The 21,241-nt window shown below is 34.2% G+C and carries 25 protein-coding genes; 22 read left to right on the plus strand and 3 right to left on the minus strand.

All coding sequences use genetic code 11. From position 1 onward, the window contains the following. The first annotated feature begins 8 nt into the window (after positions 1-8). From Y10_RS01105 to Y10_RS01210, 22 genes are all read left to right on the plus strand, one after another. The gene (locus Y10_RS01105) at positions 9-872 is read left to right on the plus strand and encodes a T9SS type A sorting domain-containing protein (RefSeq protein ID WP_281763515.1); all 864 of its coding nucleotides are present in this window, start codon (positions 9-11) and stop codon (positions 870-872) included. A 105-nt stretch (positions 873-977) separates the two neighbouring features. Continuing rightward, on the plus strand, positions 978-1,607 hold the full coding sequence (locus tag Y10_RS01110; protein ID WP_281763516.1) for a hypothetical protein: 630 nt from the start codon (positions 978-980) through the stop codon (positions 1,605-1,607). A gap of 63 nt (positions 1,608-1,670) precedes the next feature. Next, a complete protein-coding gene (locus Y10_RS01115) occupies positions 1,671-2,120 on the plus strand; it encodes a hypothetical protein (RefSeq protein WP_281763517.1) in 450 nt (149 codons plus the stop codon). Between the two features lie 103 nt (positions 2,121-2,223). Then, positions 2,224-2,772, plus strand: coding sequence for a DUF7738 domain-containing protein (locus Y10_RS01120; RefSeq protein ID WP_281763518.1), 549 nt, complete (start codon positions 2,224-2,226; stop codon positions 2,770-2,772). 263 nt (positions 2,773-3,035) lie between these two features. After that, positions 3,036-3,809 (plus strand): NYN domain-containing protein, encoded by a 774-nt coding sequence (locus Y10_RS01125; protein WP_281763519.1) that lies wholly within the window; start codon positions 3,036-3,038, stop codon positions 3,807-3,809. 81 nt (positions 3,810-3,890) lie between these two features. Then, positions 3,891-4,310 (plus strand): hypothetical protein, encoded by a 420-nt coding sequence (locus tag Y10_RS01130; protein WP_281763520.1) that lies wholly within the window; start codon positions 3,891-3,893, stop codon positions 4,308-4,310. 116 nt (positions 4,311-4,426) lie between these two features. Beyond that, on the plus strand, positions 4,427-5,362 hold the full coding sequence (locus tag Y10_RS01135; RefSeq protein ID WP_408733602.1) for a helix-turn-helix domain-containing protein: 936 nt from the start codon (positions 4,427-4,429) through the stop codon (positions 5,360-5,362). 151 nt (positions 5,363-5,513) lie between these two features. Then, a complete protein-coding gene (locus tag Y10_RS01140) occupies positions 5,514-6,272 on the plus strand; it encodes an SDR family NAD(P)-dependent oxidoreductase (RefSeq protein ID WP_281763521.1) in 759 nt (252 codons plus the stop codon). Positions 6,273-6,510: 238 nt separating this feature from the next. Then, positions 6,511-7,533, plus strand: coding sequence for a T9SS type A sorting domain-containing protein (locus Y10_RS01145; RefSeq protein WP_281763522.1), 1,023 nt, complete (start codon positions 6,511-6,513; stop codon positions 7,531-7,533). Positions 7,534-7,743: 210 nt separating this feature from the next. Beyond that, entirely contained in the window at positions 7,744-8,781 is a 1,038-nt protein-coding gene (locus Y10_RS01150) for a T9SS type A sorting domain-containing protein (RefSeq protein ID WP_281763523.1), read from the plus strand. Positions 8,782-8,898: 117 nt separating this feature from the next. After that, on the plus strand, positions 8,899-9,672 hold the full coding sequence (locus Y10_RS01155) for a hypothetical protein (RefSeq protein ID WP_281763524.1): 774 nt from the start codon (positions 8,899-8,901) through the stop codon (positions 9,670-9,672). 74 nt (positions 9,673-9,746) lie between these two features. Further along, positions 9,747-10,352 carry a GNAT family N-acetyltransferase gene (locus Y10_RS01160; protein ID WP_281763525.1) on the plus strand — a complete coding sequence of 202 codons (606 nt, stop codon included), beginning with the start codon at positions 9,747-9,749 and terminating at the stop codon, positions 10,350-10,352. Between the two features lie 64 nt (positions 10,353-10,416). Then, positions 10,417-11,748 carry a serine hydrolase domain-containing protein gene (locus Y10_RS01165; RefSeq protein ID WP_281763526.1) on the plus strand — a complete coding sequence of 444 codons (1,332 nt, stop codon included), beginning with the start codon at positions 10,417-10,419 and terminating at the stop codon, positions 11,746-11,748. Between the two features lie 99 nt (positions 11,749-11,847). Further along, positions 11,848-12,444, plus strand: coding sequence for a hypothetical protein (locus Y10_RS01170; RefSeq protein WP_281763527.1), 597 nt, complete (start codon positions 11,848-11,850; stop codon positions 12,442-12,444). A gap of 50 nt (positions 12,445-12,494) precedes the next feature. Continuing rightward, positions 12,495-13,220, plus strand: coding sequence for a carbon-nitrogen hydrolase family protein (locus tag Y10_RS01175; protein WP_281763528.1), 726 nt, complete (start codon positions 12,495-12,497; stop codon positions 13,218-13,220). Between the two features lie 30 nt (positions 13,221-13,250). Beyond that, a complete protein-coding gene (locus tag Y10_RS01180; RefSeq protein ID WP_281763529.1) occupies positions 13,251-13,580 on the plus strand; it encodes a TfoX/Sxy family protein in 330 nt (109 codons plus the stop codon). Between the two features lie 21 nt (positions 13,581-13,601). Next, the gene (locus Y10_RS01185; RefSeq protein ID WP_281763530.1) at positions 13,602-14,159 is read left to right on the plus strand and encodes a hypothetical protein; all 558 of its coding nucleotides are present in this window, start codon (positions 13,602-13,604) and stop codon (positions 14,157-14,159) included. Between the two features lie 77 nt (positions 14,160-14,236). Next, positions 14,237-14,845: a YdcF family protein gene (locus Y10_RS01190; protein WP_281763531.1), complete on the plus strand. Its 609-nt coding sequence runs from the start codon at positions 14,237-14,239 to the stop codon at positions 14,843-14,845. Between the two features lie 186 nt (positions 14,846-15,031). Continuing rightward, positions 15,032-15,409, plus strand: coding sequence for a hypothetical protein (locus Y10_RS01195; protein WP_281763532.1), 378 nt, complete (start codon positions 15,032-15,034; stop codon positions 15,407-15,409). A 15-nt stretch (positions 15,410-15,424) separates the two neighbouring features. Further along, positions 15,425-16,690 carry a hypothetical protein gene (locus Y10_RS01200; RefSeq protein WP_281763533.1) on the plus strand — a complete coding sequence of 422 codons (1,266 nt, stop codon included), beginning with the start codon at positions 15,425-15,427 and terminating at the stop codon, positions 16,688-16,690. A 143-nt stretch (positions 16,691-16,833) separates the two neighbouring features. After that, a complete protein-coding gene (locus Y10_RS01205; RefSeq protein WP_281763534.1) occupies positions 16,834-17,502 on the plus strand; it encodes a hypothetical protein in 669 nt (222 codons plus the stop codon). Positions 17,503-17,570: 68 nt separating this feature from the next. After that, positions 17,571-18,248, plus strand: coding sequence for an HAD family hydrolase (locus tag Y10_RS01210; protein WP_281763535.1), 678 nt, complete (start codon positions 17,571-17,573; stop codon positions 18,246-18,248). 15 nt (positions 18,249-18,263) lie between these two features. Here Y10_RS01210 and Y10_RS01215 read toward each other — a convergent pair whose 3' ends face one another. From Y10_RS01215 to Y10_RS01225, 3 genes are all read right to left on the minus strand, one after another. After that, complete coding sequence (locus tag Y10_RS01215) at positions 18,264-18,971, minus strand: DNA alkylation repair protein (RefSeq protein WP_281763536.1); 708 nt, start codon at positions 18,969-18,971, stop codon at positions 18,264-18,266. Between the two features lie 3 nt (positions 18,972-18,974). Further along, on the minus strand, positions 18,975-19,439 hold the full coding sequence (locus Y10_RS01220; protein WP_281763537.1) for a hypothetical protein: 465 nt from the start codon (positions 19,437-19,439) through the stop codon (positions 18,975-18,977). Between the two features lie 147 nt (positions 19,440-19,586). Beyond that, on the minus strand, positions 19,587-21,095 hold the full coding sequence (locus Y10_RS01225) for a hypothetical protein (RefSeq protein WP_281763538.1): 1,509 nt from the start codon (positions 21,093-21,095) through the stop codon (positions 19,587-19,589). Between the last annotated feature and the right edge of the window lie 146 nt (positions 21,096-21,241).

Consider the following 21,241-nt stretch of genomic DNA (forward strand, 5'->3'; position numbering starts at 1 on the left):
TATTACAGATGAAAAAACTTTTACTAATGGTAATGATGCTTCTAAGCACAATTACCCATGCGCAAGTACAAAACTTAGATTTTGAAAGTTGGGAAGCCTCTATAAATAGACCTACTGGTTGGGAATGTGGCTATTATTACAATTCAGATCCTTTTACCAACTTTTACTTTCCACCAGAAACCAATGCACAAAACAACAACTTTGCACTTAAAATATGCTTATGGTATATGTATGTAGAAGATATGGCTATACAAAAAGCTCCTATCAACTATAAACCAACTTCTTTACAAGGTTATTATAAATACGAACATAATTTGATTTATGACAGTAACGATAATATAGTAACAGATACGGCTACCGTAAGTGTGTACCTAACCAAATGGAACCCTACAACAGTACAAAGAGACACCATTGGTTCTGGCATACTAGAGCTAGGAGAAGAGAAACTAGCATACACACCATTTACAAACCCTATAACTTATGTAAATACACAAATGCCAGATTCTATAACCATGGTATTTGAGCCTTCTAAATTTCCAGCCTATTATTTACCAGGATTAACGGCAGACCAAACCTCCACTTCATTTTTTACCATTGACAATTTAATGTTAACCCAACTACCATTAAAAACTGATGAGGTACTTAAAAATGAAATTAAAATATACCCCAACCCTGCTAATAAGCAATTAAGTATTGCCAACTTCACAGGGGTTATAACCATTTATGACAGTACAGGTAAACTTGTATTAAAAGCGGAAGACATTACTCCTATACACAACAAAATAAAGACTTCTGATTTAACAGCTGGCATATACACGATACAACTTACACAAGGCAACAACAACATATACCGCAAGTTTATAAAGCAATAATTAGACGATAAAATAAAGAATACATTTTAATGATGTTAAAAGGATTATAAAGCTAGCTTTATAATCCTTTTATTTTAGGTACTTTACCACCCTAATTAAAGACGTATGCAAAAGATAATAGCACTTGTTTGTTTTTGTTTGTTAACACTAGTATCCAATGCGCAATCTATATTTGAGCTAGATACCGATGCCATTGAAAACCCTAAAGAAGAAAAGCCTTTTCAAATAGACTTAGAAGACTCTGCTAACTACAGCACCTATATAGCCGATTCTTTAGCGTTAAGCATAGGTTTACCCGACAGCTTAGTAGTTATTAACACCAACCAAAACGGAAACCCTCTAATCAATATAGGCCAAAACAAAGAGCATTTTCATAGAGAAACAGCCACTACCATGGTTATTGTAAATACCCAACAAAAGGGAAACCCAAAAGAGCTTATTACCAGAGATATCTTAAATATTTACGATAATATGAAAGATGATCCCGAACACTTACATGAGCTAGAAAACGGAAAAGATTATATTAATGGTTCAGAAGCGTATTGGTTTTTAACTTCACTTACCAATACCGATTCAGGTAACCGAAATTCCTTTTTAGGGTTTTATGTACAGCACCCAAAAACCCAAGAGATATACAATATTTTCATTTTTACTTTTGAACCAAAAAACTATAAGAAACAACTAGGTACTTATTATAATTACTTGCAAACCTTGCAGTGGAACAAAGCTGAATAATAGCCAAAAAAAGGAAAGCTTCTTGCTTAAATTCCGTATATTTAAGTATACTTTCACAGCACTATGAATACGGATGATTTTAAACCAACAACAATAGATATCACCCCCAGAGACACGGTATTTTGTACCTGTGCAGAGCATACACAAGAAAACATTTTACTCATTACGCTTTCTGGTACATGCGAACCTGGTTCTACAGGAGAAAATTATGGTAGATTCTTTTACCAAAAAATTGGTTTAGCCCTGTTAAAATTTCAACCCAACGCGGTATTAATAGACATGAGAAATTTATCTTATAAGTATGGCGACCGTATAGGTGGGGTGTTTCAGGTATTTAATGAGGTACGTATTCATGAAGATGATGTAGTGTTAGCTGCTTTTGTTCTTTCTAACAAAAATGTGCACGGTATTGCTTCCCTATTAAATTTTAACCCTGACAACCTAGAACCTCCATTATTTTTAGACATTGACACTGCTTATAGTTATCTATACACAGAATACGATAAAATATAGTAGTTGTCTACTCCTTTCACAGGTAATAATTTTAAATTTTCAAGAATATAAAAAACTTTATATTTGAATGATATTTTAAAACCCAACACAAAATAGTTACCAGATGAGCATTTTAAAAAAATCGTTTCCTATTTCTATATTGTTCTTTTGCTGCTTTACACTTACCGCATTTGCACAAACAAAATCACACACGATTGTATATTCTGAAGAAGGATTTACCATAGACGGTGTAGTAATTAACTCTGGTAAAACGGTAAAACAAGTAGAACGTATTTTAGGCGTGGAGGGTAGAAAACAAAAGTTTGCTGGTAACGCTTATGCACATGTGTATGACGAATTAGGCATCACATTGTTTTCTAACAATAAGAAAATTGAAAGCTTAACTATTAATCTAGTAACCGGACTAGAGGAAGGCGCTCCTGATAAAGCATATACTGGCACTTTTAAAATTAACGACGTTACCATTTCTAAAACAACCACCCGAGAAAATATCTATGCACTTAAAAATATAGATATGCATTGCCCTGGCACAAGTTTTTGCGAAATTCAAATGTACCGTAACCCAGCAACAGCAATGATAGGTTTTACAAAAGAGGGTACCGTAAGTGTTATTAATTTTATCTTTACCCATATACACGCAAGCCACAAGTAGTAATTAAAAAAGAGAAACACTAAACTACACCTCATCAATTAATTATCACAACTACAGTATGATGTTATAAACAGCTTGTTCTGTAACTAATCCTATTTTTAGCAAGTATATTTTTTAGTTCTATAGTATGCTTGAAGAGCTAAATAAATGAATAGCTCACCTTAAAGAAAAACATCCTCTCAAAAAGGTTAAATAGTGCTAAAACCAGCGGTTATCTGTTTTATTCTACCTATATTCAACTAATTAAACAAAACTAATATAAGATGTCTTTAAAAGGCATTACTAACACCAACATGGATAATAACAAATTTCATATAGCCGTTTTAATAGATGGTGACAACGCACAACCAAAACTTATAAAAGAAATCATAGAAGAAGTTTCTAAATACGGTAAAGCTACTATTCGTCGTGTGTATGGCGATTGGACAAACCACCTCATGAATGGATGGAAAGATGTAATTAATCAACATTCTATAAATCCAATTCAAAAATTTTCATATACCACAGGTAAAAATTCAACCGATGGTTCATTGATTATAGACGCTATGGATATATTACACACACAAAGCTCTGATGGCTTTTGTATAGTAAGCAGTGATAGTGATTATACGGGTTTAGCAAAACGTATACGAGAAGAAGGGTTGTTTGTAATGGGGATAGGACAGAAGCATACGCCTGAGGCATTTGTGAAATCATGTGAAGTATTCACCTTTACCGAAAATTTACAACCGGAAGAAACCGAAAAATCAAAAGAAAAAACGCTTCAGAAAACAGTAAAATCTAGTCCTAAGTCTAAAATTAGAATCTCTAAAAAAGACTTAAGCATTATTGACAAAGCTTTCGAAATTTCTGCGAATGAAGATGATGAAGCGCACATTTCTAAAATAGGGGATAATATTAGAAAAATTGATCCTAGTTTTGACCCACGTTCGTACGGGGTTAAAAGTCTTACCCGTTTATTTGAAACCATAAATAAGTATGAAGTAGTGAAAAATGTAGTTGGTGGACTTAATCATCCTATGCTTCGATTAAAGTAAACTATACAAAAAGGGTTACACAATTTGAATAATGTAACAAAAAATTGGTTTAACGACTAATACTTGTAAAACCAACACATTATGGAAACAGTTCAACCAATTAAAAACAATTTAAGCACTTTTAGAACACTTTATCTGGTATATGCCATACTGATAGGATTAGGCACCCTAGCATTAGTAGCTTACGGACTTTTCTTTTCATATTTTCTGGAAGGGGCTGTAGAAGCTGAGATTCAACAAGAAATGATGCACAATGATATGCCTTTTAATCCACTGAATGTTTTATCAATCATATTAGGAGTTGCTTTTCTATTCTCACTTATCGTGTGTATCATGAACTTTTTAGCTAGTAAATATATTAAAGAGCAGACCCATTACAATCTTATTTTTGCTACAGCTATTTTAAACTTCTTTTCTGGTATTTTAGGTATATTATTAGGTGTCTTCACTATTGTAGAGCTAAACAAGCCAGATGTAAAGCATTTATTTGGTAAGAAATAAAACAATATTAACATATAAAGCAAAAGCATGGCTCGTTTATGTGCCATGCTTTTTTGTTCATCGCTATACACACAAATATTGTATCTTTGAATTTTACAAATTCAATGTCATAAACAATGAAAGCAGGCAGTAATTCTTTAGATGACTTTTACAAAGAGGCTGCGGCCTTTATGGGGAAAGATATTACAGACTTATTACCTCCTGGTATTCAGAATGAAGTAGGCCATTTTAATGTATTTGATATTTCACAAACCATCAGAGATTTCAAAAAGAAAAATATAATGCCTTATAACCGCAGAGATTATTATAAAATTAGTCTCATACGCGGTAAGAACAAAGCAGAATATGCAGATAAGGTTATTGAAATAAAAAAGAACGCTTTACTTTTTGCAACACATAAAATACCCTACCACTACGTTCCTTCTGATGATAAGCAATCCGGCACATTTTGTGTTTTTACAGAAGCCTTTATGGTAAAAAATAAAAGCGGAGTTATACTAGATGAACTACCTATTTTTAAAGTTGGCGCAACCCCCATATTTGAAATATCAGACAAGGAAGCCGATGATTTACAACTCATTTTCAATAAAATGAAAGAGGAGCTTGTATCAGAATATGAGTATAAATATGATTTATTACGCAATTACGTAGTAGAGCTTATTCATAGAGGTCAAAAACTACAACCTGCAACCACTTTACACCATACACAAAATGCGGCAAGCAGAATTATTTCTTTATTTATTGAATTATTAGAACGCCAGTTTCCAATTGAAACACCAGGGCAACGTTTGGAATTGCGCTCCGCTAAAGAGTATGCCAATCGTTTATCTGTGCATGTAAATCATCTTAACAAAGTACTTAAAGAAAGTACTGGTAGAACTACTTCAGAAATTATTAGCAGTAGAATTTTACAGGAAGCTAAGATTCTTTTGAAACAAACAAGCTGGACCATTTCTGAAATAGCTTATAGTCTAGGTTTTGAAGAGGTAGCACATTTTTCTAATTTTTTTAAAAAACACACAAAGATGACTCCTTTAAAATTTAGAGATTAACTTTTTAAAGACTTAGAATTCTCTATTATTCTAACCAGTTACCCCACCTCATTCTTATTATTTGATTTTTGCAAATGATGGTTTGTTACTTGCAAACTCCTAGCACTATACCCTTCCGATATTTGCAGCATACAAATAATAAAACAATATAATGAAAACAAAAATTGCATTAATTACTGGAGGAAGCCGTGGATTAGGAAGAGACATGGCATTAAGCTTAGCTAAAAACGGAACTGATATTTTATTTACCTACCATAGCAATAAAGAAAAAGCTAATGAGGTAATAAAAGAAATAGAAAACCTAGGCCAAAAAGCATGGACACTACCTTTAGACACTGCTAAAACCACCAACTTTGATGCTTTCTTTAGAGAGGTCTCTACAGTTTTAGAAAGCGCAACAGCAAATAACAAGTTTGATTATCTAGTGAACAATGCCGGTACTGCACTGTATAAATCTTTTGTAGAAACTACCGAAGAGGAATTAGATAATATGATCAACATCCATTTTAAAGGGGTGTATATGTTTACCCAAAAAGCGCTTCCATTTTTAAATGATGGCGGACGTATTGTAAATATTTCTAGTGGGCTGGCACGTTTTTCTTTCCCAGGTTCATCTGCATACGGGGCTATGAAAGGGGCTATTGATGTATTAAGTAGATACATGGCGAAAGAATTAGGTGAAAAGCGTATTACAGTAAATTCTGTAGCACCAGGAGCTATACAAACCGATTTTGGTGGTGGCCGCGTTAGAGATGATAAACAAATGAACGAAACTATTTCTGCGCTAACAGCATTAGGTAGACCAGGATTACCCGAAGATATTGGTGGCGTTGTAACCTTTTTATGTTCTGAACAAGGCCGCTGGATTAACGGGCAACGTATTGAAGTAAGCGGCGGTATTTTCCTTTAAAAAATGTACCCTTTAAACTCAAATTAATGCTTCTTAAAATTAACTTTAAAAAATTGATAAATACCAACTTTTAGGTATTTTTTAGGTAGGTAAAGATTGTACATTTACACCTAACATTAGTTAACAAGATCGCTATTAATTTATTAATGTTTCCAAACAGCTTGTACAATAGTACAAGCTGTTTTTCTATACGTAAATTTTAAAAATACGTATCTTTCCATTCTATAAGTAACACCACATGATCAGAAATACAATTACATTCATCATCTTTTTTATAAGTATTGGTTTAAAAGCACAAACACCCGTTTTTACAGGGTTTACTTTTCTGTTTGGAGTACATATTGAAGGTGACAGCCTGTATTTTTGCGATGCGAATGCTTTATACAAAAGTAACCTTACACAAACTCCCCTAACCTACACTACTGTTTATAACAACTATTTAGAAACTCTTGGGTTTGATGTGTATAACAACTATTTATATGGAGCCTCTGAAGGTGCCGATGAAATTTATAAAATTGATTTAAGTACAGGTGTAAGAACCACGGTATTATCAGGTCTTTCAAATCCGGAAGGAGTAGTAATTATAGGAGATCATTTATACTATAGTTCTGTACTAGACAGTAAAATATACGCTATAGACCTAACAGCAGCCACTCCATCTCCAATACCAATAGTAGATGGTTTAGCAGGCGGTGCTGGTATGTACAATGTTGGAACTACCATTTACGTAGCAGATTTATATGGTAATGGCATTTACTCTTTTAATAGCGCAGATACACTACCATCCCTTACCCTAGAAGTTGCAGAAACCTCTATAGTAGATCTTATAGTTATTGGTAATTATGTTTACTACATTAACCTATCTAATGCCACACTTAGTAGAGCAGACCTTACGGGAAATACACCTAACACTGTACTACTTTCTGGACTTGGTTATCCTGTTTCCCTAGACGCTCATGGAAATCAGCTCTATATTTCAGACGGAAATACTACCCTTTATACCTATACACTACCTTCTCTTAATACTGAAGACGTAGCTCTAAATAGACTGAACCTGTACCCTAACCCAACGTCAGAATATATACAACTCAATAACCTTAAAGAAGCTACAGATTTTTCAATCTATGATATGTTAGGTAAAAAGGTTCTAAAAGGTACTATGCTTCCAGATACACCTTTTAAAATTTCGGCATTAGAAAATGGGAGCTACTTTTTAAAAACAATTGACGGACAAACTTTTAAATTTATTAAAAACAGGTAACTAACTTCTAGGCAAACTCAAGAAGCATTTATTTAAGCATAACTAAATAAAATCTTGTAAGTATGGGTACATCGTATCTCTATTTTCAAGTAAACTTTTAAAACTCACGCCTTTAAATATAACCTTTATTTAATTAACTTTTTTTTAGGTAATGTAGTACTTTTGCGGAAATAGCAATCTGAAAAACTAACGTAAAATAAGTACACAAGTATGAAAAGAAAATTACCTTTTTATATAGCAGCATTAGCCTGTTTTTTCTTCATTCAATTAAATGCCCAAACTACTGTCTTAAGCGGAATTTCAAACACACTGGGTTTAGCCGTTGACGGTGATAATCTATACTTTAATGATGCATCTGGGTTTCATATGATAGATTTAACCCAAACAACACCCTCTGTAGAAAATATCTTTACACAATCTAACAGTAATACAATAGGCATGAATGTGTATGACAATAAATTATACTGCGCATCTGAAGGAATGGATGAAGTTTTTCATTTAGATTTAACCGAAACCTCACCTTCTAAAAATACACTTGTAAGCGGCCACACTAACCCTGAAGCAATTATAAAAATTGGAGACATTATTTATTTTTGCGTATTAAATAGTGGTAGTATTTACCAATTAGATACAGCCAATAGTACGGCAACGCCTCAATTAGTTTTAGATGGTTTAGCTGGCCCTACGGGAATGTGTAATGTTGGTAATAAATTTTATGTAGCCGATTTATATGGAAGCGGTATCTACTCCTTTGATATTACCGATCCGGCAAATACATTAACATTAGAGGTTACCGATATTTATGTTACTAACCTAGTCGTTTCTGGTAATTACATTTATTACCTAAACCTTGCCTACGGAGATTTACGTAAGGTAGATCTTAACGACCCTACTTCAATAATTACGGTACACAGTGGTTTAAATTCTCCTTTCGGTATTGCAATTCAAGGTAATACGGTATATTATAGTGATGCACAGAATATTTTTAAAACAACTGATAATTCATTACTAAACACAAGTACTGTAACTGCTAACAAATTAAAATTGTATCCTAATCCGGCTTCTAGTGTTATCTACGTTAGTAACTTAAAAGCCAATACTTCTTACAGCATTTTTAGTATAGATGGTAAGCAAGTACAAACAGGGGTTGCATCACCTAACACACCAATTCATTTAGATAAATTAAATACGGGTATGTACATTATAAAAACAGCCAATGGACTTACCCAAAAAATAAGCAAGTTATAAACGAAATAAATTCATAAAGACCTTTATTTCGCTTATTGAATAAAAAATAGAAAAACGATCTACCTAGTGTAAATCGTTTTTTTTATTTTAGACAACTACACATCAACTATTCAATAAATGAAAAGCCATTTTTGTCTATTTCTATTATTAACTATTACTGGTGCTATATACGCCCAAACATCTATTGATACTGAGCTATCACTATTAATACCAACTAGACAGGGTTATTATAAAGTAAAACACGGTGAACCTAAAGAGATTATCGTAACCATAGAAGATAGAGGAGAAAAAAGTAATATACACTACCAGTACTATAATCCGCAATCCATAGGTTATACAAATAAATCGTACCGAGGAACCATACATCTAGATTCTTTAGGAAGAAAAATTTATCAGGAGAGCTATTCAAAATATAAGCAAAGATTACGGTATACCCGAACCAAATATGTATATACACAAAACACCAAAACCATCCTGAATGTTACAAAAGATGATGATACCTTAAACACGTATAAGGTTACCTTTAACGAATTTGGTCACCCTACCAAAATAGAAAACTTTACTCCCGACGGTTATTTAGAATCTTACGCCACTGCAACCTACAGCATTGCTGAAGGTACTTTTTTGTATGAAGTCTATAACTTTAATGGTAGAAGGGTTTTAAAACAATTGAAATATTTTAATCCGTATTTTATTATAAATACCAATGAGCACGGAGATGTTTCTGAAATGTATTGGCCTACCAGCTATATTGAAAGTGAAACTACATACACCATTGAATACAAATATGACAAAAAAGGAAACTGGACCTATGAAAAAGTAGTAATGCACACACCAGAATCTAAAAAAACCATTAAAAGAGTTACCCGAAAAATTAGTTACAAAAACTGAATTTATTTACCATAAAGAGATGATTCGTACGTAAACCCGAATAGGTTATAATTATATCTGCTATCTTAGCTAGTATGGAAAATTGGACACAACAACCGATATTAGAACATAACACCGTACAACTAATTCCTATGGAAATTAGTCATAAAGAAGCACTTTTAAAAGCTGCTTCAGATGGTGAACTTTGGGATTTATGGTATACCTCTGTACCTTCTGAAGACACTATAGAAAACTATATGGGTACAGCCCTAAAACATAAGGAAACAGGATATCAGTTTCCGTACGTAGTTATCTACAAACCTACGAACACCATTATTGGCACTACCCGTTTTGACCAAATGGACCCCAGCAACAGACGCTTAGAACTAGGCTACACATGGTATGCAAAAAGTTACCAACGTACTGCAGTAAATAGCGAATGTAAATACTTAATGCTACAGCTAGCTTTTGAAAAGCTAAACTGTATAGCCGTACAAATTTCAACCAACTGGCACAACCATCAATCTAGAGCAGCCATTGCTCGTTTAGGAGCAAAACAAGATGGCGTAATTAGAAATCATAGAATTAATACCGATGGCAGTTATAGAGACACCGTAATTTTTTCCATAACCAACAGCGAATGGATAAGTGTTAAGAAAAACCTCTTGTTAAATTTTAAAAAGCACAACAATTCTAATTAAGTTTATTCAGTAATCAACTGTAACAAAACAACATACCACCCTACCTATTAATAAAACATTGTCTATGAAATATCTTTTACACGTTTTAGTAATACTATGTTTAGGTTGCTCAACTGTTAGTTTTGCCCAAGAAAACAATTGGGTTAACACCAAAAACTTAGACCGCTATTTTAATGCATTAGAAAAGCACAACAAGTTTATGGGAACGGTTATGGTGTATAGAAATGGAGAAAAATTCTATACAAAATCGGTAGGTTATGCCACTATAGAAGACAATATCCCAAATAAAAGAAATACAGTATACCGCATTGGGTCTATCTCTAAAACCGTAACTGCAACGCTGGTTTTTAAAGCTATTGAAGAGGGTAAGTTAAAACTATCTGACAAACTAAATACTTGGTTCCCATCCGTACCAAATGCCAAATCAATTACCATACAACAGTTACTAAACCACCATAGTGGTATAGCCAACTTTACTAATGACCCCAATTACAAAACCTATATGACTACCGCTAAAACCGAAAAAGAACTGGTAGCTATTATAGCAAAAGGAGGCAGTGATTTTACACCTGGTAGTAAAGCGGAATATAGCAATAGTAATTATGTGCTATTATCGTACATTTTAGAACATACATACAACCAAAGTTTTAAAACCATTGTAGAAGAAAAAATAAGCAAACCGCTACAACTTGAACAGCTTCGGTTTGCCAACGGTGAAGATATTAAAACCATAACTACGGCTTCATACACTTTTGCAGGCAATTGGAAAAAAGCACCGTTAACGGCTCCTTCAATTCCTATGGGTGCTGGGGGTATTGTTACTAACGCAGATAATCTAGCGCAGTTTGGGGTAGCTCTTTTTAATCATAAAATTATAAACGAGAAATCTTTAGCTACTATGGAAACACTTACCGATGAGTATGGATCGGGGTTGTTTAAGTTTCCGTTTAATGATAAATATGCATACGGACATATGGGAAGTATTGACGGCTATAGAAGCACATTGGGTTATTTCCCTGAAGAAAACCTATGTTTTGTAATACTTGCTAATGGTTTGAATTATGATAGTAACGAAATTACAATTGCACTTTTAAGCGCTATGTTCAACAAGCCTTTTGAGATACCCAATTTTGAAACTACGGAAATATCAGCTGAAACCTTACAACAATATGTTGGTATATATACTACACCACAACTACCGTTAGATATCACCTTTACCATTAGCGGTACTACCTTAATGGGGCAAGGTACCGGGCAACCTGCTTTCCCTTTAGAATATAAAGGAGACCATACCTTTACCAATAATATGGCGGGTATTAAAATTATATTTAACCCAGATAATAACACTATGATTTTAGAACAAGGCGGAGGTACATTTACGTTTACTCAAAAATAAATATGATATGTTAGGCTGTTTAACTAAAAGACCTAATTTACGCAACCATTAGGTTATGCAAGCATCTATAAATAAACATACAAGCTAAAATTCACCTTTATGAAAAAATGGATGTTTATGACCTTAGTGGCACTATTAAGCTCACACATTGCTATTGCCCAAAATGAAAATCTAGAAAAAAGTATTTGGGGTATTCAACTAGACACTGGGCTTGACTTTTACAACGAAACCAGACTAGCCAACAACCTATCTTTACGCGCAGAAGCAGGAGTTGCTATGACAGTATCTAACGAGTTTTTATTTTTAATTGTTCCTTCGGGCTTAGTACCCAAAGTAGCATTGGAATCTAGATACTATACTAATTTTGGAAGAAGACAAAAATTAGGAAAAAACACAGCCGGCAATAGTGCTAACTTTATCTATGCTAGAGACGAATATAGAGCCGATTGGTTTGAGATTCCGTTTGATGAACCATTAACCTATGCTAATTCAAACGTATTTTCATTTGGGTATGGATTGCATAGACAATATGGAGATCATTTTTCTTTAGGCATTACCATTGGTCTATCATACATCTCATTTACTGGAGATATAGATCCCGACTTTTTTAACGATTATGTGCCAATTATCGCTTTTAAATCTGAACAAGATAGCTGGGCGTTAGACAATGGTATTACATTGAGTTATCGTTTTTAATAGCAATTCACTATATCATATAGAATTAAAAATTTTAATATCTTAAGGCTATGAAAATAGCCTTAGCACAAATTCAACCAATTGCAGGGTCTATAGCCACTAATATGGCTACACACTTACAGTTTATAGAACGCGCTGCCAAAGAAAAAGTGAAACTCATTGTTTTCCCCGAACTCTCACTAACCGGTTACGAACCCCGATTAGCAAAAACCCATACCGTATTAACTTCAGATGGGTACCTTCAATTTTTTAGAGATGCCTGCGAAAAGCACCATATTACCATAGCTGTTGGAGCACCTGTACAAGCAGATGAAGGCATTGCCATTGGAATGCTTGTTTTTCAGCGAAAGCCAGGGTTAGAAATTTATGAAAAACAGCTATTGCACCCAGACGAAGAACTATACTTTACTCCAGGTAAAAAGCAACTTATTTTTGAAGTTAAAAAAAACAAAATTGCACCTGCCATTTGTTACGAATCCTTACAACCAAAACATGCTGTACAAGCCAAAGCACTAGGAGCCGAGATGTATATAGTATCAGCCGCAAAAACAGGAGGTGGTATGATAATGGCGGAAGACCATTATGCAGAAATTGCAAAAACATACCAAATGCCTGTCTTAGTTTGCAATAGCATTGGGTTTTGCGATGACTTTATGAGTGAAGGATTATCGGCAGTATGGGATAAAAACGGAAAAAAAATTGCACAACTATCAACTGACACGGCTGGCCTATTGATATATGATTCTGAAACTAACATAGCTACCACTCACTATTAATATGTACCTTTACCCTAGTAATAAATTCATATGGCATCTGATCAAACCTTTGTAGATTTTGTTGTAGACCAAATACAAAACGCAGGCGTTATACATGCTCGTAAAATGTTTGGAGAATATGGCATATATTCCGATGGTAAAATATTTGGACTTATTTGTGATAACAAACTATTTATAAAACCTACCCAAGCTGGTAGAGAATATATAGGCACGCCTGTTGAAGCCCCGCCATACTCAGGTGCAAAAAATAGTTTTTTAATAGAAGAACAATTAGAAGATGCTGAGTGGCTAAGTGAATTAGTGCGTGTTTCTGTAAAAGAACTACCAGAACCAAAACCTAAAAAGAAAAAAAAGAGTTAATACCTTACTTTTAGCACTCGTATGTTAGAAAAACATCAACATTGCAATTACTGTACCCACCAAGAAAAAAACGTGTTTAAAGGTACTTTATGTGGGCTTACGCATGAAAAACCTAACTTTAATAAGACTTGCCCAAAAATACAATGGAGTACCTTATTAAGTAAAAAAATTGCAGCAGTACATACCTTAAATGCTTCCCTAGAAAAAGACCAGCTATATACCTACGTAAAAACCATATTGCTTATTGTATTAGCCATGTCTATGGGGTTAGCCCTATCTGCATATGTACAAACAGAAGAATTCATTCGTTTAACATCAGAAGGTTTTGCTGTTAAAAGCTATAAAATTTATGCTATTCCGGTAAGTTTAGTAGCTGCTATGATTATTTTAGTACTCTATGCAGTTAAATCTTTTGTAAACTACCTCAAAGCAAAAAAAGAAGCTAACCAGAAAAAACAACAATTAGATACTTTACTACAATTATACGGAATCAGTTTTAGAAAGGCTGTTGAACTAAGTGAAGAAAAAAACGGGATAGAACAACTAAACTCTCTCACAAAAATTAACGGAATTAGTTAATATTTTGTCTGTTGTATAGCCAAACCACAACTATTTTCTATTTTAGTCGTTAAATTGCTAAGCACTGATTGCTTTTTATGACCAAAAGAAAAAAGATAAAATTTTACATTTCTGTATTGCTATTGTTGCTTGTAGGATGCTTTGCTTACACCGCAATAAGCATTCATAATTATGCCAATGAATACTATGAAACTCCATCAGATGTAGCATTGGTATTAGGGGCAGGTACTAGCAAAGGTAAAATTTCTTATGTTTTTGAACAGCGTATTTTACATGCCGTAGAACTTTATAAAAGCCACAAAGTAACCTACATTATATTTACCGGAGGTTACGGAGAAGGGCAAACTATATCTGACAGTAAAGCAGCTAAAAACTTTGTAGTTTCTAAAGGAGTACCCGAAGATAAAATATTAATAGAAGAAGCCTCTACCATTACTTTTTCCAACATTAAAAATGCAAAGAAAGTAATGTACAGCAATCACCTAAACACGGCATTATTGGTTTCTGACCCATACCACATGAAACGCGCCATGGCTATGTGCCATCAAATAGGTATTAACGCTTTACCTTCACCTACTCCCACATCTATGTACAGATCTACCAGTAAAAAGTTTAGTTTTTTAATGAAAGAAACTATTAATTACTGGGCTTATCAAGTAGTGGGAAGATACAGAGCTACCAAATAGTCTATACCATTCTCATTCTCTACCTAGCATCTAAAAAAAACTGTAACAAATCTTTTCTTGTTTTTTGTAAATTTACACAAAAAGCGTTAGGATTTATCCTTTGCATGATTAGGCATACACCTACTCAGTAACACGCAACAACCATTTACTTTTACCAAAAATTAATCAATCTAAAACCTATGTATTATGGCAGTCTACATTGAAAAATCTGGCAAACTTGTAATGAAAGTAAATAATGATCATAGCGAAGTAATGCTTAAATTAAACACCTATCATGGTACTATTGCTACCGTTTCTTTCTACGATATTCTTAACAACGAAAAAATGGTTCATTATGGAGGAAAGATTCAAGTTGGTACAGGAAAACAATTAAAAGGAAAAACAATAGTATTTGTAGGGGCCTCAGGAAACCCGGATGGAGGTCAGATTAAAATAGAACACCTATTTTTAGAGAATAATATTGCTGAATTGGAGTATACCTTTCCTAACCATTATACAGGCTCACCAGCGGTAGAACCGCAAGATGAACAGCCCACCTATATTTTCACTGTTACCTTTATCTAATCTAAACCTACAAAAATGAAACGTTTTCAACCACTATTCATCATCATCTGTCTTTGTTTTGGAAGTGCTTTATATAGCCAAAGTTTTGAAGACCTGAATGCTCCTTCTTTCCCTGCTGCTACCATTATCAATTCAGATGCTAACGAAATTAGCAGACCAAAGTCATTAAAAGGTTTTGAAGCTGTATTGTTAAACAATTTTGTAGACTCTACCAATAACATCTTAGTTCCAAATAACTTTGCATTAGAATTTAACCCTTATACCTTAAGCAAAAGAAAAAACTTTAATTACGAGGACTATATAAACAATTATAAGGGGTTAAAAACCTTATCGTTTTCGTTAGCAGCCAATACAACTTATAAAATCAATGATTCTACTAATATTGAAGCCATTGGTGTGGGTGCCAGAATGTTTATTTTAAACGGATTACCCGCTTCTTTTGATAGTACAAAATATCAACGGCTAGTAGCTCAATACAAAAAACTAACATCATATAATTCTTCACTCATATTAAGAGCTACAGCATTTATCGCTACAAAACCAGAGGCTACTATAGCTACTGATGAGTTAAAAAATGCCCTTAAAAAAGAAGGTGATCAAGAAGAACTTTTAAACTTAATTGACCTAATTTTTGAAGATATAGACGCAACAATAAATAAAAATGAAATTGTAGAGGTACTTGACACTAGTATTAAAACAAAGTCTAGAAATAAAACTTTAGAAGCGTTTAAAACCTACCTAGACAAAGTTAAAAATGAAAGATACGGCCTTATTTGGGAAATTAATGGAGCCGTAGGAATTGCCAATGCAGCTACTATAACCTCACCACAACAGGGAATATGGTCTACTTTTACCTACCGACCTATTAAGAAAGATGAAAATGGAGATAATGTACCGTCTCCTTTTGAGTTTACCAACCTCATTAGGTATACCAACATTAATAATGATTTTATAAAAGGCATTGACCCCTATGCAAATGCTATTAATCTGGAACAAAATTTTGATATAGGACTACAAACTGCTTTAGACTTAGATCAGTTCTCGTTAGAATTAGAATACATCTATAGAATTAATAGCGAAAAGAACACTGATAAACTATTACTAAATGTTGGGTATAACATTACAAATGATATACTGGTATCATTTAACTTTGGTAAAGATTACCATGAACTTTACGATACCTCTAAAGAAAATCTTATTGCAGGCTTATCGGTTGATTTTGGCTTTGGCACTATTTCTAAAAAGAGTATTACTGACTTATTCAACAACGACTTAAATTAGCAACTAACATTCAACTATATATATAAGCACCTTACTAAAACAGTAAGGTGCTTTTATTTTTTAAATAAAGTAACCCAATCAAACATCTTTGGGTAAAAAATGCAGATGGCATATATTTGTTATTCAAAACCAACCTCTAAAACATGATAAAAAAAATAGTTTTTACCGCCTTACTTGTGTGTACACTAACCAGCCTACAAGCACAAAACATTATTTGGCATACCTACAAATTTGATAACAACTTTGGAGTTGAGATGCCAGGTACGGTTAAAAAAACAGAAAGCACTAATGCGTATGCAAACATTACCAATCATATTGTACATACAAATGAAAGCTTTTGCGAAGTTATAAAAGGTAAGGTTAAAAAAACTACCGATGGGCAATCGTACCTTTTAGATTTACCATACAATAAAGAAGGTTTAAAAACATTCTACGAAGAAGTTATTGAATACTTAGAAGATACATACGAAATCTCTAATGCAACGGTTGAGTACATTGAAAGTCAAAGTTTATCGGGGGCACAAGTAGTTGCCCAATCAAATGGAGATTTACAATATTACGAAGCAAAAATATTTTTAATAGGTGATACGTTTTATGCGCTTAGCTACGGAAGTAAAGGTGAAGCAAACCAACAAATGAAAGATCGCTTTTTTGATACTGTTTCCTTTATTGACCCAAAAAACATGAACCAAACTATTGGTGTTGAAAATGCAAACTCATTACCTATTGCATTTTACATTCTTATAGCAGCCACTATTGCTATGGGTATGTACGTTCTGGTAAAAATCAAACAAAAAAGAAGACAACGCTAAGATTGTGTTAATAGCAAGGCATTGCTAAGAGACCTTTGTATATTAGGTGAATCACATAAATACTTACCATGAAACTAAAACATATTATTTTTGATTTTGACGGCACACTGGCAGATTCTGAAGCACTGCATTTTAAAGGTTGGAATGAAACATTAAAACCTTACAATGTGCAACTTGATGATTTTGAGCATTACCTTAAAACGTATGCAGGTATACCTACCCCAGCAAACGCAAAGTCATTTATTGATATGTTTAACCTACCTATGACGGTAGAAGAATTTTCAGAAAAGCGAGAGCACACCTTTCATACGCTATTAAAAGCGCACGAACCGGAGTTTATGCCATACGCTATAGAAACGCTCAACTTTTTTAAAGACAGAGGCTACCCTCTTTATTTAGTTACTGGTAGTCCACGGTTGACCATTGATATTATTTTTGAGAAAACAGGTCTAAACAAGTACTTTGAATTTGAAGTGACCCGATCTGATGTAACCCACAGCAAGCCACATCCTGAAAGTTATATAACAGCTATTGAAAAAATTGGTGACACCCCTGAAAGCATGATTGTTTTTGAAGACACCAACAGTGGCGTAACTGCCGCTAAAGCTGCTAATTTGCGTTGTTTTGCCGTACAACATGATGTAGAAGCTCATGCTAATTTAAACGCTGCCGATAAAATATTCACCAACTTAAAAGACGCTACAGATTTTTTAGAAACCACAGATTTACTCAATAACAAAGATTAAGTAGGTTGAGGTTCTTTAAACAGAAGGTCGGTAAATGCTTCTTGGATAATCAGACATACGCACCTCTTTTTTGGTTAGCTCTTGCAAGGCATTACTCCCTACCCAGTAAGCCGTTTTATTTTTAGTTTGTACCAACCTGTTGGCGCAAGCAATTGCTTCTTTTTGTAAATCTCGATTACGTTTACCAATACTTCGCAACGCCCAATTAACAGCTTTCTTAACGTATAAACGCTCATCGGTTGCATGCTGTTCTACAATTTCTAAAAGTTGCTCGTAAATATCGTTCGTAGCTTTTTTGTCGGCCATACAATAAGAAGCCATCGTTGCTAAACCAGCTCTCTTCTCATATTCAGGTGTACGTTGGGTAAATTCTAAAATACAATGCAAAGCCAAGTTACTTTTACCAAAAACAGCCAAGCAAAAAGAATCACAGTCTTCCCAATTCGTGAAGCTCTTTACCCATTTTTCAGCAATTTCTTCTGTCAGATGGGCAGGCTTAAACAATTTAGCACATAGTAACCTTGCCTCGTAAACACCCGTATCAAAAAGTTCCATAGCCAACTTAGTATCTTTAGGTAATTGTTTTGCTAAAGCATTCAAATCTTTCTGGTAAATCCCTAACGCATTATCAGCAACAATACCAAAACGCTTTTGCTTATTTTCAATTACCGAAGCATCTGCTAGGCTATGTAATTCTCTTAGTATTTCTGCACAGCTTTCCATTATCTAAAAAGTAAAACTCTCATAGAAACGTTGAAAACGAAAGTCTTTCACTCCTGCATTTTCAAACTTATACCATTTTTCAGGTGTTTTAAGAATTACTATTTCGCTATATAAATCGGGGTTACTAGACTTGGTAGCAATAATACGCTCTGCCTCTTTTCCATTAATAGTAATAGTTTCACGTTGTACATCGTATCCTTGATAAAAGTCTGCATCGTTAAAGATAAAGTCAATACGATCTTGGTCAGTTACGTCACTCCACATAATCATAAATTCAGCATTACCAAAGCCCGACTCTTTCCCACAATAGAACCCGTTTTCACCACCCTTAGCTTTCCACTCTTTAGGATACATAACTGAATACCCTAATTTCTTATTTTTATACGTTTTCCACTCTTCCTTTTGCGCCATTCCTGCGGTACAAACAAAACAAAAAAGCAATGCCATTAGGGTGTGATGTAATTTCATATCTAAAAAAAATTTAACTTATTGTAGATACGAATATACTAACTTCCTGATATTAGAAAATAGTTTCATGGTATTTAACAAAAAAAGGGCACCTAACTATGTATAACAGCAGATGCCCCCGACCAATCAATAAATAAACTACTTCACTTATTGTTTCATTTGTTTCATATAATTTGCTAATCCAGTGGTATCTATATTACCTTGTACAGACCACGCAAAATCAATTTTTAACTGGTGTTTAAACGCGCTATCATTCAAACCTATATAGGCATTACCTACATAAGGTGTAACCGAAAAAATACTGCTATCCATCATACTAAATTCAGCTGGATTTACGGTTGCCATGGCGTGGCAACTCATACAATTGGTACGCACACCCACATAGGTAGGAGTAGCTTCACCAGGCGTTTCTACATAACTTAAATCATCATCAAACACCGAGTATCCAAATCCTGCTTCCAAATATGGGTTAAATGCATAATTAGTGCGTTGTTCCTTTGGTGCCGTATACTTATTTTCTGTAGGGTTTACCATATAATACGCAACTGACATTGCATAATGACTTGCCGCACCTTCTAAAGCATCCGGACGATAAGAGGCTATTTCACTACTACTAGGTAACGGAGGATTATCAGCATCTGGTGCCCACCAAAACGTTTGCCATGTCCAGCGTTCAATTTCTCTGGTAGTAACGTGCATTGCCACCAAAATAACTGTATCACCTGGTACTGCTTTCACCTCATCTTTATCAATATCTTTATTGTAAGCTTCGGCATCTTCCTCATTTAACACATAGTAAATAAAATCATTTAACTTATAGGTTGCCTTATCAATCTGTTCAGGTGTTGGGTTGTCACCCACCATTAACTGGCTACCATTGCCCATACCCTCATTGGCTGTATTTACATACACATAACTCTTCCAGTCTTTTTCAGGAAATTCAGTAAAATCATCGGTTGTTCCGTGCCAAGAAGCAATAGGAAAAACTTCTAAACCAGATGTACTAGTTTTAAGTAATTTATACACCGGTTTAATGGTGATACCCGTACTAGGAAAAGGTGGTATGTTTTTTATTAAAGAATCTGATTGCTTATAAATATCAAGTAAAGAGGTGGCCATAAACAGCTTATTTTTTATAGCGTGCTCTGCCGCAGTTGGGTCATAGGCTACCGACTCTTTTATGGCGTTGTTTACTACTACAGTATCTTGAAACTTAATAGCTTTAAATGCAGGTGCTTGTCCGAAATGAGTTAACTGATGTGGTTTTTTTAGGTTAGAACGGTTACTACGTAAAAAGGAATCTGTTTTAATGACGCTAATCATTTCAGGCGGAGTTAACCAAGTTTCGTATACGTGCATGGCATCTTCCTCTACTACCTGCCCCGTAAGTTTTGTTAACCCAGCCCAAATACCCCATCCGTGTATGTAAATGGAGTCATTTTGCTCTTTCTCTACCCAATCTATAAGTTTGTTAGGGTCTTCAGGAAAAGAAAATCCTGCAATATCTAGTACCGGAAAAGGTACTGGTGTTACTTTAGTATATTCATACGTTGGTTCATCATCAGGAGCGTCCTGAGCCCCTGGTTTTGTATTCTTGTCACAAGAACATAGGCACAATGTTAGCAAACATGCCCATACATAGTTAATTTTTTTCATAACATATCAATCTAAATTAGCTTAAAAAGTAGGTGCTTCAACATCTCTGTTGATAGGTGATCGTGACCAAGACAAGGGGATTTTGAATATGGTTTTTGTTATAAAGCAATATTATAGCTTTTTTAATTGTTAGAAATACCTACTTC

This window comes from Neptunitalea lumnitzerae (assembly GCF_027924185.1).
Taxonomy (GTDB): Bacteria; Bacteroidota; Bacteroidia; order Flavobacteriales; family Flavobacteriaceae; genus Neptunitalea; species Neptunitalea lumnitzerae.

Bases quoted from the DNA above. Each gene is read 5' to 3' on its own strand.
- Y10_RS01185 (WP_281763530.1), top strand. From the start codon at position 13,602: ATGTTAGAAAAACATCAACATTGCAATTACTGTACCCACCAAGAAAAA.
- Y10_RS01110 (WP_281763516.1), top strand. From the start codon at position 978: ATGCAAAAGATAATAGCACTTGTTTGTTTTTGTTTGTTAACACTAGTA.
- Y10_RS01190 (WP_281763531.1), top strand. From the start codon at position 14,237: ATGACCAAAAGAAAAAAGATAAAATTTTACATTTCTGTATTGCTATTG.
- Y10_RS01210 (WP_281763535.1), top strand. From the start codon at position 17,571: ATGAAACTAAAACATATTATTTTTGATTTTGACGGCACACTGGCAGAT.
- Y10_RS01195 (WP_281763532.1), top strand. From the start codon at position 15,032: ATGGCAGTCTACATTGAAAAATCTGGCAAACTTGTAATGAAAGTAAAT.
- Y10_RS01200 (WP_281763533.1), top strand. From the start codon at position 15,425: ATGAAACGTTTTCAACCACTATTCATCATCATCTGTCTTTGTTTTGGA.
- Y10_RS01140 (WP_281763521.1), top strand. From the start codon at position 5,514: ATGAAAACAAAAATTGCATTAATTACTGGAGGAAGCCGTGGATTAGGA.
- Y10_RS01155 (WP_281763524.1), top strand. From the start codon at position 8,899: ATGAAAAGCCATTTTTGTCTATTTCTATTATTAACTATTACTGGTGCT.
- Y10_RS01215 (WP_281763536.1), bottom strand. From the start codon at position 18,971: ATGGAAAGCTGTGCAGAAATACTAAGAGAATTACATAGCCTAGCAGAT.
- Y10_RS01130 (WP_281763520.1), top strand. From the start codon at position 3,891: ATGGAAACAGTTCAACCAATTAAAAACAATTTAAGCACTTTTAGAACA.
- Y10_RS01150 (WP_281763523.1), top strand. From the start codon at position 7,744: ATGAAAAGAAAATTACCTTTTTATATAGCAGCATTAGCCTGTTTTTTC.
- Y10_RS01135 (WP_408733602.1), top strand. From the start codon at position 4,427: ATGAAAGCAGGCAGTAATTCTTTAGATGACTTTTACAAAGAGGCTGCG.
- Y10_RS01165 (WP_281763526.1), top strand. From the start codon at position 10,417: ATGAAATATCTTTTACACGTTTTAGTAATACTATGTTTAGGTTGCTCA.
- Y10_RS01175 (WP_281763528.1), top strand. From the start codon at position 12,495: ATGAAAATAGCCTTAGCACAAATTCAACCAATTGCAGGGTCTATAGCC.
- Y10_RS01105 (WP_281763515.1), top strand. From the start codon at position 9: ATGAAAAAACTTTTACTAATGGTAATGATGCTTCTAAGCACAATTACC.
- Y10_RS01170 (WP_281763527.1), top strand. From the start codon at position 11,848: ATGAAAAAATGGATGTTTATGACCTTAGTGGCACTATTAAGCTCACAC.
- Y10_RS01120 (WP_281763518.1), top strand. From the start codon at position 2,224: ATGAGCATTTTAAAAAAATCGTTTCCTATTTCTATATTGTTCTTTTGC.
- Y10_RS01225 (WP_281763538.1), bottom strand. From the start codon at position 21,095: ATGAAAAAAATTAACTATGTATGGGCATGTTTGCTAACATTGTGCCTA.
- Y10_RS01160 (WP_281763525.1), top strand. From the start codon at position 9,747: ATGGAAAATTGGACACAACAACCGATATTAGAACATAACACCGTACAA.
- Y10_RS01205 (WP_281763534.1), top strand. From the start codon at position 16,834: ATGATAAAAAAAATAGTTTTTACCGCCTTACTTGTGTGTACACTAACC.
- Y10_RS01115 (WP_281763517.1), top strand. From the start codon at position 1,671: ATGAATACGGATGATTTTAAACCAACAACAATAGATATCACCCCCAGA.
- Y10_RS01125 (WP_281763519.1), top strand. From the start codon at position 3,036: ATGTCTTTAAAAGGCATTACTAACACCAACATGGATAATAACAAATTT.
- Y10_RS01220 (WP_281763537.1), bottom strand. From the start codon at position 19,439: ATGAAATTACATCACACCCTAATGGCATTGCTTTTTTGTTTTGTTTGT.
- Y10_RS01180 (WP_281763529.1), top strand. From the start codon at position 13,251: ATGGCATCTGATCAAACCTTTGTAGATTTTGTTGTAGACCAAATACAA.
- Y10_RS01145 (WP_281763522.1), top strand. From the start codon at position 6,511: ATGATCAGAAATACAATTACATTCATCATCTTTTTTATAAGTATTGGT.